The organism is Aeromonas sp. 19NY04SH05-1 (assembly GCF_040581895.1).
GTDB classification, from domain to species: domain Bacteria; phylum Pseudomonadota; class Gammaproteobacteria; order Enterobacterales; family Aeromonadaceae; genus Aeromonas; species Aeromonas enteropelogenes.
In genome coordinates, this window is sequence record NZ_CP095328.1 from 3,682,589 (window position 1) to 3,695,329 (window position 12,741).

Sequence of the window (12,741 nt, forward strand, 5' to 3'; positions counted from 1 at the left end):
GTGCTTACCCCTTGGCGGTCAAGTTGACGGTCGGGTTGATCAACCCGTAGAGCAGGTCGACCAGGGTGTTGGTCACCACGAAGATCAGGCCGACGAAGATGACGTAGGCGGTGATGAGCGGGGTATCGACCCGGTGAATGGCCTCGAGGAACAAAAAGCCGGTACCCGGCCACTGGAACACGCTCTCGGTCAGTATGGTGTAGGCCACCATGGTACCGATCTGCACGCCGCCGACGGTGATGACCGGCAGCATGGTGTTCTTCAGGGCGTGCTGGTAGTAGACCTTGTTGTTGTCCAGCCCCTTGGCGCGAGCAAACTTGACGTACTCGGAGGAGAGTTGCTCCAGCATCTCGGAACGTACCAACCGGATAAACAGCGGCAGCATGATGGAGGAGAGCGACACCGCCGGCAGGATCAGGTGCTTGATGCCATCCCAGGTGAAGAAACCGGACTCCCAGCCCAGCAGGTTGTATGTCTCACCACGGCCATAGGCAGGCAGCCAGCCCAGCTGGATGGAGAAGAGATACATCAGCATGATGGCGGTCAAAAAGACCGGGATCGAGATGCCGATACTGCTTCCCGCCATGATGATCTTGGTGGGAATACTGCGCGGGCGGATCGCGGAGTAGACCCCGAGCGGAATGGAGACCACGACGATGATGATCGCGGCGGCAAATACCAGCTCAAGGGTAGCCACCAGCTTGTCGAGGATCACCTCGAGAGCCGGTCGCTTGAAGAAATAGGAGGTGCCCAGATCCCCGTGTACCGCATTCTTCAGAAAGCGGCTGTATTTGACCAAAAAGGGATCATTGAGGCCCATCTTGTCGCGCAGCTCCTGGCGCACGGACTCGGAGACGGATTGTCCCACCAGCTCGCGCAGCGGATCCCCCAGGTTGTCCTGGATGGAGAAGGCGACCAGGCTGATGACGAACATCACTATCACGGCCTGATAGAACCGTTTCAGCAGGAATGTAAACATGCTTGTCCTTCTACGTGGCCTGTGTCATGGCACAGGCTTCTGTTAGTGGGTGGCGCGACCTTGGCCGCGCCACCCCGTCCTTCCTTGCGACTTGCGCTTACTTGTTGACCACCAGGTCACCCAGGTAAGGGAAGTTCATTACGTTGACCACCGGCTTGATGTCGACGTTCTTCTTGGCGCCATAAGCCAGATCTTCCCAGTGCAGCGGCACATAGGCGGCATCTTCAATCAGCATGGCTTCCACCTTCTGCAGAATGGCGGCACGCTTGGCCGGATCTGTCTCGGTGTTCGCATCCATCACCATCTTGTCCGCTTCAGCGTTGGCATAGCCACCACAGTTGTACTGGCCCATGCCGGTCTTGGCATCCTTGGTGAAAGTCAGGAACTCGAAGAAGTTCGCGGTATCTTCGGTGTCGGAGTGCCAGCCAATCAGCTGCATGTCGGCGGCGCACTTGTCAAACTCCGGCCAGTACTGGGCCACCGGCATGGTCTTCAGATCCACCTTGATGTTGATCTTGGCCAGCATGGCGGAGACAGCCTGGGCGATCTTGACGTCGTTGACGTAACGGGCAGCCGGGGAGATGAAGCTCATCTTGAAGCCCTTCTCGTAACCGGCTTCCTTCATCAGCTCCTTGGCCTTGGCCAGATCATACTGGGGCACCAGCGCCTCGTTATAGCCTGCATAGCCTTTCGGGCTCAGCTGGCCGGCCGGGGTACCGAAGCCCTTGTTGATCTTGTCGACAATACCCACCTGGTTGATGGCGTAGTTGATCGCCTGACGCACGCGCTTGTCTTTCAGCGCCGGGTTGGTGTTCTGGTTCAGCTCGATGATGATGGCACGGGTACCGGACAGGGTGACCAGCTGGGAATCCTTGCCATTCTTGACGCGCTCCAGATCGTTCGGGGCAACCGGGTAGATCATGTCCACGTCACCACCCAGCAGGGCGGCCACACGGGTGGCGTCCTCCTTGATGGGCACCACGGTCAGGTTCTCGACGTTGCCCTTGGAAGCCTTGTCCCAGTAGTTGGCATTGCGCACGTATTCCAGCTTCACGCCCTGCTCGCGGAACTTGACGCTGAACGGACCGGTACCGGAGACATTGGTAGAGGCAAAGGAGTCACCGTTCTTGACGATCTCGGCCTTGTCCTTGCCCGCTTCGGTCTTGCCGGTATAGAACTTGGAGTCCATCGGGAAGATATAGGTCACGGTCTGCAGCACCAGCGGGAACGGCTTGGCGGTGATCAGATCGACGGTGAAATCATCCACCTTCTTGGCTTCGGCGATGGGGTCGAAGATCGCCTTGAAGTCAGGGGAAGCCTTCAGACGGTTGACGGTCCACACCACGTCATCGGCGGTGAAGTCATTGCCGGAGTGGAACTTGACGCCCTTGCGCAGGTGGAAGCGGACGGTCTTGTCGTCGATACGCTCATATTTTTCGGCCAGGCGCGGCTCGAACTGCAGGTCCTGGGTGTAACGCATCAGGGGATCGAACACCAGGTGGGACATTTCCAGAGTCTGGCCGGAGAGCTGCTCCTGGGGATCCAGCGAGGTGGCATCGGAAGCGACGCCTACCTTGATATCGGCGGCAGAGACACTGAACGCGAAACCGGCGGCAAACAGCGCCATGGCAATTTTGGACAATCCTTTCTTCATTGTTTTCTCCATGCTTTTGGCTTTTTTATTGACAGACAAACCGGCGAACCGGTGCTTTTCTAGCTTGCGATTTCCAGCCCCTCGCGGGACATTCCCTTGAACTCCGGCATCAGCGAGATCAGCTTGCGGCTGTACTCATGCTCGGCATTGGTAAACAGTTTCTCGGTCTCGGCCACCTCCACCAGGTTGCCGTGCTGCATCACCCCGATGCGATCGCACATCTGGCGGATGACCGGCAGATCGTGGCTGATGAACAGCATGGTGAGGCCGAGTTCCTTCTGCAGATCCTTGAGCAGGTTGAGGATCTGGGCCTGCACCGAGACATCCAGCGCCGAGGTGGGCTCGTCGCAGATGAGGAAGCGCGGACGGGTCGCCAGGGCACGGGCGATGGAGATGCGCTGGCGCTGACCGCCGGAGAACTCGTGGGGATACTTGACCCCGGCACCGCGGCCGAGCCCCACGTGATCCAGCAGATCGCCGACGATCCCCTCGATCTGGCTCTCGCTGTCCGCCAGTTTGTGGAAGCGGATCGGCTCGGCGATGATGTCACGCACCTTCATGCGCGGATTCATCGACGAATAGGGATTCTGAAACACCATCTGCATCTGGCGACGCAATGGGCGACGCTCGCTCTCGCTCTTGAGCGCAGTCAGATCGATCCCCTCGAACACGATCTTGCCGGTATCGGGCGGATAGAGGCCGGTGATGGCACGGGCGATGGTGGATTTGCCGGAACCCGACTCTCCCACCAGACCGAAGGTCTCCCCTTCGAAGATCTCGAAGCTGATGTTGTTGCAGGCCCGCACATACTGACGGCGGCTCGGGAAGATGGAGTCCTTGGTGACGAACTTGAGATCGACGTTCTCCACCCGCAGCAGGGCTCCTTCGTATGAGCGCTCATCCTGGCTCTGGCCGAGCCAGTGGGTCTTGAGATCGATGCAGGTATCCGGAGCACCGGCATCCTCGATATAGGAGACCAGCGGGAAGCGCACCAGCTTGACGTCGGAGCGCGGTACCGCCGAGATAAGACTGCGGGTGTAGGGATGGTTGGGAGCCCCCAGCACCTGCTCGGTGGTGCCGAATTCCACCAGATCGCCGCGATACATCACAGCCACCTTGTCAGTGACATTGGAGACAACCCCCATGTCGTGGGTCACCAGCATGCAGCCCACCTGACGCTCCTTGCACAGGGTGCGGATGAGCTGGAGGATCTGATCCTGGATGGAAACGTCCAGCGCCGTGGTCGGCTCGTCGGCGATGATGAGCTCGGGATCGCACGACAGGGCGATGGCGATGACCACCCGCTGGCGCATGCCGCCGGAGAACTGGTGCGGATACTGCTTGATGCGCAGATCCGGATTCGGAATCCCCACCGCTCCCATCAGCTCGAGTGCCTTGTCAAAGGCCTGCTGGCGGGTCAAATCGGTATTGGCGAGGATGGTTTCAACCAGCTGATGTTCGACGGTGAACAGCGGGTTGAGGGAAGTCATGGGATCCTGGAAGATGAACCCGATGCGCGAGCCGCGAATGGCCCGCATCTCGTTCTGGCTCTTGCCGGAGATAAGCTCACCGTTGAGATAGATATCGCCGCGGGCGATGCGACCGGGAGGACTCAACAGATCGATGACGGCATTGCCGATGGTGGACTTGCCGGCACCTGACTCACCCACGACGCCGACGATTTCCCCTTTTTCGATGGAGAAAGAGAGATCTTTGACTGCGGCCAGCACCCCATAGCGGGAGGGATACTCGATCCGCAAGTTCTTTACTTCGAGCAAGGACATGTTTACCTCTGCGGGGGACATCCGTCCCAAATAATTCGTCCGTAAATCAGCCGCAGATGCCGGTTGTTACCTTGGGCAATAGTTGCTCAATCCATGAGGCAGTGAAACCAGCGATCCGGGCGGGTTTTTTGCATTTTTTTGGAATAACCCGCGAGTAACTTAGACGGTTTGCCAACGGGTGTAAATGATTGAGTTATACAATTTCGCAATACTTTGCTCAGATAACCAGCAACACAGTAGATGAAAGTTATGATTTTCATCACAAATACAGCCTATAAACCCATCAATTACACTGTATCAATACTTTAATTTCAACAATGGCGCAACAGATGGCAATAAGCACTATTGCATTATTAGTAGCGAGCTTCGATTGAGTAGTGAATATTTATGTGAAATGGATTTTTACTGGCAGCATATGCCGACGAATGAAAATTAAGCAGATATAAATCGGGGAGGAGCAGAGCCGTCCTCCCCTGAAGGGGTTGCTCAGCCGAGCCAGAAGGCCAGCAATTGCATACAAAACAGGGCGAACAATCCGGCGATGAGATCGTCGAGCATGATGCCAAGCCCGCCGTGGATGCGACGGTCAAACCAGGAGATGGGCCAGGGTTTGAGCACGTCGAACAGGCGGAACAGCACGAAGCCGGCCACAACCCATTCCCAACCAGCCGGCGCCGCTATCATGGTGACACCAAAGCCTATTACCTCGTCCCAAACGATGGCGCCATGATCCGGCATGCCGATGGCATCGGTGGCGCTCTGGCAGATGCGAATTCCCGCCACAAAGCCCACCAGCAACAGGGCGATAAACCAGGGGGTAGCCAGACCACTCACCAGCAGGTAGAGCGGGATTGCGGCCAGGGTTCCCATGGTGCCCGGCGCCTTGGGGGAGAGACCGGAGCCAAAGCCCACCGCCAAAAAATGGAGCGGGTTCTTCAGGTTCAGCCGTTTCAGTTCGGGCTTTATTCTGAACAAACTCATGCGAAGTGATCCCACCCTTTCAGCGTCAGCTCGACCGGCTGCTCGCCGCGCAGATAGTCGATCCCGGGATCACCGGCCACGATGCGACCAATGCGGGTAAACTTGACGCCACTGTGAGCCAGCGCCGTATCCAGGGCACCGCGGTGTTCTTCCGGCACGGTGAAGCAGAGCTCGTAGTCGTCGCCACCGGCCAGGGCCAGTTGCCACGCCTCCTGCTCGCTCACCGCATCCTGCAGCACCGGCGAGAGGGGCAGCAGATCCAGATCGATCTGGGCCCGCACGCCGGACGCCTTGAGAATGTGGCCAAGATCCGAGGCCAGCCCGTCGGAGAGATCCAGCGCACTGCCCGCCAGCCCGCGCAGGGCCTGACCGGCCAGGATGCGGGGATGGGGGTGATCGAGCCTCGGCAGCACGGCTGCCAGCTGGTTCTCGTTGAGAGTACGCTTGCCGAGCAGGTGGGAGAGCGCCAGGGCGGCGTCCCCCAGGGTCCCGGTGACATAGATGCCATCGCCAGCCCGGGCGCCACTGCGCATCAGGGCACGTCCGGCCGGCACTGAGCCTTGCACCGAGATGGTGATGGAGAGGGGGCCACGGGTCATGTCGCCCCCGACCAGGGCCACGTTGTAGTACTCGGCAAGCTCGAGGAAACCTTCGGCAAAGCCGGCCACCCAGGACTCGTTGATGGCGGGCAGGGTCAGGGCCAGAGAGACCCAGCGCGGCTCGGCCCCCATGGCGGCGAGATCGGACAGGTTGACCGCCAGCGCCTTGTATCCGAGATCCACCGGATCCATGTCAGGAAAGAAGTGCACGCCGCTCACCAGGGTATCCGTGCTCACCGCCAGTTGGGTATCGGGAGGCAGGGTCAGCAGGGCGCAGTCGTCTCCGGGGCCCATCACCACGTCCTTGCGGGCGTGGGGAACCTTGAAGTACTTATCAATCAGCTCAAATTCACCCATACAGTAAAAAGCCAGCAGTTAAGCTGGCTCCTCTATTAGATGCTGTTGCTGCTCTATGCTGCGAAATCGTGATCAAGGCTCATCTGCTGCCCGGGCTCCTCATGTATTTCTATACATTCCGGCCCCTGCGCTGCTCTTCACCTTGCTGACGACTTCTCGCAACAGAGCATCTATCAGCATTGAATGCTGATGAACGTCAGGATCAGCGCTTGTTCAGCGACTTGATCACCTTGTCCAGTACACCGTTGACAAACTTGTGGCTGTCATCGGCAGCAAAGGCTTTGGCCAGCTCGATCGCTTCGTTGATCACCACGCGCGGCGGTACATCATCACGACGGGTCAGCTCATAGGTCGCCAGACGCAGGATCGCCTTGTCCACCATGTCCACTTCTTCCAGCGGACGGGAGAGGAAAGGTGCAAACACCTTGTCCAGCTCGTTGCAGTGGAGCGATACCCCGAACAGCAGATCGCGGAAGTAGTTCAGGTCCACACCCTTGGTGTCCTGATCGATCTTGAACTGTTCTTCGATGTCACCCACATTGGCCTTGGTCATCTGCCACTGGTAGATGGCCTGGGTGGCGCAATGGCGGGCTTTACGGCGCTCGGACGGTTTCAATGCATTTCTCCTCGTTACACGTCCAGTTCTTTCAGGACGTTGATCATTTCGAGCGCTGCCAGTGCAGCCTCTGCACCCTTGTTACCCGCCTTGGTACCTGCACGCTCGATGGCTTGTTCAATGTTTTCAGTGGTCAGTACGCCGAAGGCAACCGGAATTTCATATTCCATCATTACCTGGGCCATGCCCTTGCTGTTCTCGTTGGCGACCAGATCGAAGTGGTAGGTGCCGCCACGGATGACGGTGCCGACCGCCACGATGGCGTCGTATTGACCACTCTTGGCCAGTTTCTTGATGACCAGTGGCATTTCAACCGCACCCGGCACTTTCACCAGGGTCAGGTTGCTGTCCTGTACCTGGCCTTGACGCTTCAGTACGTCCACTGCGCCACTCACCAGGCTGTCGTTGATGAAGCTGTTGAAGCGGGCAACGACAATCGCAACGCGCGCTGCTGGAGCGGCAATATTTCCTTCGATAACCTTCATTGGAAATCCTGTATCTGTGCAATCAAAAGGGCCGGAGTCAAAAGTGCGCACATTCTAGCACAACAGACCCACGACAAAAACCATGGCCGCAACAGGCGGCCATGATAGTGATTTAAGCGAAACGAGGCGCTTATTCGCCGACGTACTCCACCACTTCCAGGCCAAAACCGCCGAGGGCATGGTACTTCTTCGGTGAACTCAGCAGGCGCATCTTGCCCACCCCCAGCGCCTTGAGGATCTGGGAGCCGACGCCGACACGGCGCGAGGTGCCTTGCCACTTGGCCCCTTCCGGTGCCAGCCCCTTGTCGGCGGCCTCGAACCCCTTGACCCGGGCCAGCAGTTCGGCGCCATGGGCTTCCGCTCCCAGGATCACCAGCACCCCGCCCTCGTCGGCGATACGGGCCATGGATTTGGGCAGCGGCCAGCTGCGCGCCGCGTGACGGTCGGTCAGCAACAGATCGCTCAGCACGTCGTGCAGATGGACCCGCACCAGGGTCGGCTGATCCGCCTGCACCTCGCCTTTCTTCAGGGCAAAGTGAACCTGGTTGTCGATGGTGTCGCGGAAGGTGAGGAGATCGAACTCGCCATATTCGGTGGGCAGCTTGCACTCGGCCACCTTCTCGACCGTGGTCTCGTGCTGATTGCGGTACTCGATAAGATCCGCAATGGTGCCAAACTTGATGCCGTGCTGCTCGGCGAAGATCTCGAGGTCCGGGCGGCGCGCCATGGTGCCATCCTCGTTGAGGATCTCGACGATGACGGAGGCCGCCTCGTAACCGGCCAGACGAGCCAGGTCACAACCCGCCTCGGTGTGGCCGGCGCGGGTCAGCACGCCGCCATCCTGCGCCATCAGCGGGAAGATGTGGCCCGGCTGCACCAGATCGGAGGCCTTGGCGTCCGGCGCCACGGCAGCCTGCACGGTCACGGCGCGATCGGCGGCGGAGATGCCGGTAGTCACCCCTTCGGCCGCTTCGATGGTCACGGTGAAGGCGGTGGAGAACTGGGCATTGTTGCGATCGACCATCAGCGGCAGCGCCAGCTGCTTGCAACGATCCCGGGTCAGGGTCAGGCAAATGAGGCCACGGCCGTAGCGGGCCATGAAGTTGATGTCTTCCGGGCGGACACAGGAGGCGGCCATGATGAGGTCCCCTTCGTTCTCCCTGTCTTCGTCGTCCATCAGGATCACCATCTTGCCCGCCTTGATATCGGCAATGATTTCCTGGGTTGTGCTCAGCGCCATGGGCTACTCCATCAATGTGCGTGGGGATTGAGCCTGCGGGCTCAACTCGACCTGGGTTTATGTGGCTCTAGATTGGGGCTCCCTGGCCCATTTCAATCGGAGCGGGATCACAGAACGGCGTTTTGCTTCGCCTCAGAGAAAACCAGCCTTGGCCAGCTTCTCCAGCGTCAGGTTAGAGGCCGTGCTCTCCTGGCTCTTGCCCATCATCAGCCGCTCCAGATAGCGGGCAATCTGATCCACCTCGAGGTTAACCCGCCGGCCCGGTTTCCACTGGGCTATGGTGGTCTCCTGAGCGGTGTGGGGCACTATGGTCAGGCGAAACAGATTCCCCTGCACCGCGTTGACCGTGAGGCTGATGCCATCCACCGCGATGGATCCCTTCTCGGCGATATAGCGGGAGAGTTCCGCCGGCGCTGCGATCCAGTATTCGATAGCGCGACCGCTGCTGGCGACGCTTTTTACTTCCCCTACCCCATCTACATGGCCGGAGACCAGATGACCGCCGAGGCGGGAGGTGGGCATCAAGGCCTTCTCGAGGTTGACTCTATCGCCCACCTTCGCCTCGGCAAAGCCGGTGCGGGACAGGGTCTCCAGCGATACGTCGGCGGTATAGCTCTTGTCACCCAGCGCTACCACAGTGAGGCAAACGCCGTTGGTCGCGATGGAGTCACCCAGTTTCACGTCGCCAAAATCCAGGGTCGGCGCGTGTACGGTGAGGGCCATGTCTTCGCCCTGGCGGCGCAGGCTGGCCAAGGTTCCCACCGCTTCGATAATTCCGGTAAACATGCAGATCACCTTGCTGATGACGAGGCCGGCCCGGCCCCGCTGAAAATGAAAAGTTCAGGTTATTTTTGGCCATGGTGCGAATGGCTTGCGCTCCCTCACACCACCAACCGTGGAAGCTGTCGGCTCGTCAGGCAATCCTGGCCGTGATGCGAATATCCTGCCCCACCAGCCGTACATCCTTGATATTGAGCTTGGGCGCCTGGAACAGACGAGTGAGCCCGGGCAGGTGGAACAGGCCGCGCCCCTCATCACCCATCAGTTTCGGTGCCTGATAGAGCACCAGCTCATCCACCAGCCCCTTGTCCAGCAGGGCGCCACACAACCGCGGCCCCGCTTCCACCAGTACCGAATTGACGTTCTGCTTGGCCAACTGCATGAAGAGGCTGACAAGGTCCAGCCTTCCCTCATGCAGCGGCAGCTCCAGTTGTTGCACCCACGCAGGCCACTCTCCGCCGGCCTGGTGGCGGGCCAGCAGCACAGGACTCTCGCTCTGGAACAGGGGCAGGTCGGGGGTCAGGCGGTTTTGCGAATCGACGATGACCCGCAGCGGCTGACGCAGGGTCTCCTTGGGATAGGCGGCCTTGACCGAGGAGGGCAGCTCATCCCAGCGCACTGTCAGGGAGGCGCCGTCAGCCAGCACGGTTTCGGCGCTGGAGAGCACCGCATCGTGGCGGGCCCGCAGCCGCTGCACGTCGCGGCGCGCATCGGGGGAGGTGATCCACTGGCTCTCGCCGCTCGCCATGGCGGTGCGACCATCGAGACTGGCGCCAAGCTTGACCGTCACCAGCGGAAACGCGGTGCGCATCCGCTTGAAAAAGCCCAGGTTGAGCGCCTCGGCCTCGGCAGCCAACAGGCCGAAATCAGCCTTGATCCCCGCCTCGGAGAGCATCCGCAGGCCGCGCCCGGCCACCTGGGGGTTGGGATCCACCATGGCGGCCACCACCCGGCTCACGCCGGCCTTGATCAGCGCCTCGGCGCAGGGCGGGGTACGACCATGGTGGGAACAGGGTTCCAGAGTCACGTAGGCGGTGGCGCCGCGTGCCTTTTCACCCGCGGCATGCAGGGCATAGACCTCGGCATGGGGTTCACCGGCACGCTGGTGCCAGCCCTCCCCCACCACTTCGCCGGCCTTCACCAGCACGGCGCCGACACAGGGGTTGGGCGCCGTGGTGTAGCGGCCACGACGGGCCAGTTCGAGGGCCCGACTCATCCATCGGTAATCGTCTTGACTAAACATCTGGGCTCCCGTTACAGGCGAGAAAAGAGGGTCATTCATACAAAGCCTGACGCAGGCTTACTTCTCCAGCTTGGCAATCTCTTCGCCAAACTCGCGAATATCTTCAAAGCTGCGATAGACGGAGGCGAAACGGATATAGGCCACCTTGTCGAGCCCCTTGAGTTCGTCCATCACCAGGTTGCCCACCAGCTCGGAGGCGACTTCACGCTCGCCAGTGGCGCGCAGGCGGGACTTGATATGGTTGACCGCCTTTTCGATGGCCTCCATGCTCACCGGGCGCTTCTCCAGCGCCCGCAGAATGCCGGCACGCAGCTTGTCCTCGTTGAACGGCTCGCGCGAGCCGTTGCTCTTGATGACCCGTGGCATCACCAGCTCGGCCATCTCGAAGGTGGTGAAGCGTTCATGGCAGAGCAGGCACTCACGACGGCGGCGCACCTGATGGCCTTCGGCCACCAGGCGGGAATCGATCACCTTGGTATCAACGGCACTACAGAAAGGGCAATGCATCGGACCTCCGGCGTTAACAGAAACGGGCTCCTGCCCCACGGGGCCAGGCACTAGGCCGCTCAGTGTAACACGGCCATCCAAAACCGGTAAAAGCCCAGAAAAAACAATGCCACCCGAGGGTGGCATTGCTCTTCAACCTGAAAGTCAGGCGGATTATGCGTAAACCGGGAAACGGCGGCAGATGTCCAGCACCTTCTCGCGGGTGTTGGCCAGCACTTCGTCGTTGTCGTGGTTGTCCAGCACGTCGCAGATCCAGTGGGTCAGCTGGATGGACTCGGCCTCCTTGAAACCGCGGCGGGTGATGGCCGGGGTACCAATACGCACACCGGAGGTGACGAACGGGGAACGCGGATCGTTCGGCACCGAGTTCTTGTTGACGGTGATGTTGGCTTTGCCCAGCGCTGCGTCGGCGTCCTTACCGGTCAGCTCGCGGCCGATCAGGTCAACCAGCATCAGATGGTTGTCGGTACCGCCGGAGACGATCTTGTAACCGCGCTCGATGAAGGTGGCGGCCATCGCCTTGGCGTTTTTGACAACCTGGGCCTGGTAGGTTTTGAACTCGGGCTCCAGCGCCTCTTTGAAGGCAACAGCCTTGCCGGCGATGACGTGCATCAGCGGGCCACCCTGACCACCCGGGAAGACGGCGGAGTTGAGCTTCTTGTACAGATCTTCGTCGTCGGCGGCGGAGAGGATCAGACCACCGCGCGGACCGGCCAGGGTCTTGTGGGTGGTGGAGGTGACCACGTGAGCATGGGGCACCGGGTTCGGGTAGACGCCAGCGGCAATCAGACCGGCCACGTGGGCCATGTCGACGAACAGGTAGGCACCGATCTTGTCGGCGATCTCGCGCATGCGGGCCCAGTCGACGATGCCGGAGTAGGCGGAGAAGCCACCGATCATCATCTTCGGCTTGTGCTCAACGGCCAGACGCTCCATCTCGTCGTAATCGATCTTGCCGGACTCGTCGATGCCGTAGGGAATGATGTTGTACAGCTTGCCGGAGAAGTTGACCGGAGAGCCGTGGGTCAGGTGACCGCCGTGGGCCAGGTTCATGCCCAGCACTGTATCGCCCGGCTGCAGCAGGGCCATGTAGACGGCGCTGTTGGCCTGGGAGCCGGAGTGCGGCTGCACGTTGGCGTAGGTGGCACCGAACAGTTCTTTGGCGCGCTCGATGGCCAGGGTTTCGACCACATCCACATACTCGCAACCACCGTAGTAGCGCTTGGCCGGGTAGCCTTCGGCGTACTTGTTGGTCAGCTGGGAGCCCTGGGCTTCCATGACGCGGGGGCTGGTGTAGTTCTCAGACGCAATCAGCTCGATATGCTCTTCCTGACGACGGGTCTCGTCTGTGATGGCCTGCCACAATTGCGGATCATAATTGGCGATGGTCATGTCACGTTTCAACATCCGTTTCTCTCCTGAAAATCGTTTGCGCGTTAGGTGAAGTGGGCCAGCGCATTGTAACGTGAGCTGGATCAAAGAGACAGTCCAACCACCCAAAAAAATGTTGAATTTA

12 protein-coding genes are annotated in these 12,741 nt (G+C 60.0%); all 12 read right to left on the reverse strand.

Annotation, left to right across the window (positions count from 1 at the left end; all coding sequences use genetic code 11):
• Positions 1-4: 4 nt before the first annotated feature.
• The 12 genes from MRK42_RS16885 to glyA all read right to left on the reverse strand — a co-directional run bounded on the left by MRK42_RS16885 (position 5) and on the right by glyA (position 12,632).
• The gene (locus tag MRK42_RS16885) at positions 5-979 is read right to left on the reverse strand and encodes an ABC transporter permease (protein WP_026456637.1); all 975 of its coding nucleotides are present in this window, start codon (positions 977-979) and stop codon (positions 5-7) included.
• Positions 980-1,076: 97 nt separating this feature from the next.
• Entirely contained in the window at positions 1,077-2,633 is a 1,557-nt protein-coding gene (locus MRK42_RS16890) for an ABC transporter substrate-binding protein (RefSeq protein ID WP_026456636.1), read from the reverse strand.
• Positions 2,634-2,692: 59 nt separating this feature from the next.
• Entirely contained in the window at positions 2,693-4,417 is a 1,725-nt protein-coding gene (locus MRK42_RS16895; protein WP_042073290.1) for an ABC transporter ATP-binding protein, read from the reverse strand.
• A gap of 486 nt (positions 4,418-4,903) precedes the next feature.
• Positions 4,904-5,398, reverse strand: a complete 495-nt coding sequence (locus tag MRK42_RS16900) for a phosphatidylglycerophosphatase A (RefSeq protein WP_124239044.1) — start codon at positions 5,396-5,398, stop codon at positions 4,904-4,906.
• Positions 5,395-6,354 carry a thiamine-phosphate kinase gene (gene thiL / locus MRK42_RS16905; RefSeq protein WP_342013081.1) on the reverse strand — a complete coding sequence of 320 codons (960 nt, stop codon included), beginning with the start codon at positions 6,352-6,354 and terminating at the stop codon, positions 5,395-5,397. Before thiL ends, MRK42_RS16900 begins: the two co-directional genes overlap by 4 nt.
• 202 nt (positions 6,355-6,556) lie before the next feature.
• A complete protein-coding gene (gene nusB / locus MRK42_RS16910; RefSeq protein WP_026456816.1) occupies positions 6,557-6,970 on the reverse strand; it encodes a transcription antitermination factor NusB in 414 nt (137 codons plus the stop codon).
• Positions 6,971-6,984: 14 nt separating this feature from the next.
• Positions 6,985-7,455 (reverse strand): 6,7-dimethyl-8-ribityllumazine synthase, encoded by a 471-nt coding sequence (gene ribE / locus MRK42_RS16915; RefSeq protein ID WP_026456817.1) that lies wholly within the window; start codon positions 7,453-7,455, stop codon positions 6,985-6,987.
• 130 nt (positions 7,456-7,585) lie between these two features.
• Entirely contained in the window at positions 7,586-8,695 is a 1,110-nt protein-coding gene (gene ribBA, locus MRK42_RS16920) for a bifunctional 3,4-dihydroxy-2-butanone-4-phosphate synthase/GTP cyclohydrolase II (RefSeq protein WP_354688337.1), read from the reverse strand.
• Between the two features lie 132 nt (positions 8,696-8,827).
• Complete coding sequence (locus MRK42_RS16925; RefSeq protein ID WP_354688338.1) at positions 8,828-9,481, reverse strand: riboflavin synthase; 654 nt, start codon at positions 9,479-9,481, stop codon at positions 8,828-8,830.
• Between the two features lie 127 nt (positions 9,482-9,608).
• A complete protein-coding gene (gene ribD / locus MRK42_RS16930) occupies positions 9,609-10,718 on the reverse strand; it encodes a bifunctional diaminohydroxyphosphoribosylaminopyrimidine deaminase/5-amino-6-(5-phosphoribosylamino)uracil reductase RibD (RefSeq protein ID WP_354688339.1) in 1,110 nt (369 codons plus the stop codon).
• Positions 10,719-10,775: 57 nt separating this feature from the next.
• Positions 10,776-11,225, reverse strand: a complete 450-nt coding sequence (nrdR, locus tag MRK42_RS16935) for a transcriptional regulator NrdR (protein WP_005298086.1) — start codon at positions 11,223-11,225, stop codon at positions 10,776-10,778.
• A gap of 153 nt (positions 11,226-11,378) precedes the next feature.
• On the reverse strand, positions 11,379-12,632 hold the full coding sequence (gene glyA / locus MRK42_RS16940) for a serine hydroxymethyltransferase (protein WP_061476031.1): 1,254 nt from the start codon (positions 12,630-12,632) through the stop codon (positions 11,379-11,381).
• Positions 12,633-12,741: the final 109 nt, after the last annotated feature.

What these genes read in the sequence shown, in the direction of transcription:
- MRK42_RS16895 (WP_042073290.1), bottom strand. Translation starts at nt 4,417, where the DNA reads ATGTCCTTGCTCGAAGTAAAGAACTTGCGGATCGAGTATCCCTCCCGC.
- MRK42_RS16925 (WP_354688338.1), bottom strand. Translation starts at nt 9,481, where the DNA reads ATGTTTACCGGAATTATCGAAGCGGTGGGAACCTTGGCCAGCCTGCGC.
- glyA (WP_061476031.1), bottom strand. Translation starts at nt 12,632, where the DNA reads ATGTTGAAACGTGACATGACCATCGCCAATTATGATCCGCAATTGTGG.
- ribD (WP_354688339.1), bottom strand. Translation starts at nt 10,718, where the DNA reads ATGTTTAGTCAAGACGATTACCGATGGATGAGTCGGGCCCTCGAACTG.
- MRK42_RS16890 (WP_026456636.1), bottom strand. Translation starts at nt 2,633, where the DNA reads ATGAAGAAAGGATTGTCCAAAATTGCCATGGCGCTGTTTGCCGCCGGT.
- thiL (WP_342013081.1), bottom strand. Translation starts at nt 6,354, where the DNA reads ATGGGTGAATTTGAGCTGATTGATAAGTACTTCAAGGTTCCCCACGCC.
- ribBA (WP_354688337.1), bottom strand. Translation starts at nt 8,695, where the DNA reads ATGGCGCTGAGCACAACCCAGGAAATCATTGCCGATATCAAGGCGGGC.
- ribE (WP_026456817.1), bottom strand. Translation starts at nt 7,455, where the DNA reads ATGAAGGTTATCGAAGGAAATATTGCCGCTCCAGCAGCGCGCGTTGCG.
- MRK42_RS16885 (WP_026456637.1), bottom strand. Translation starts at nt 979, where the DNA reads ATGTTTACATTCCTGCTGAAACGGTTCTATCAGGCCGTGATAGTGATG.
- nrdR (WP_005298086.1), bottom strand. Translation starts at nt 11,225, where the DNA reads ATGCATTGCCCTTTCTGTAGTGCCGTTGATACCAAGGTGATCGATTCC.
- MRK42_RS16900 (WP_124239044.1), bottom strand. Translation starts at nt 5,398, where the DNA reads ATGAGTTTGTTCAGAATAAAGCCCGAACTGAAACGGCTGAACCTGAAG.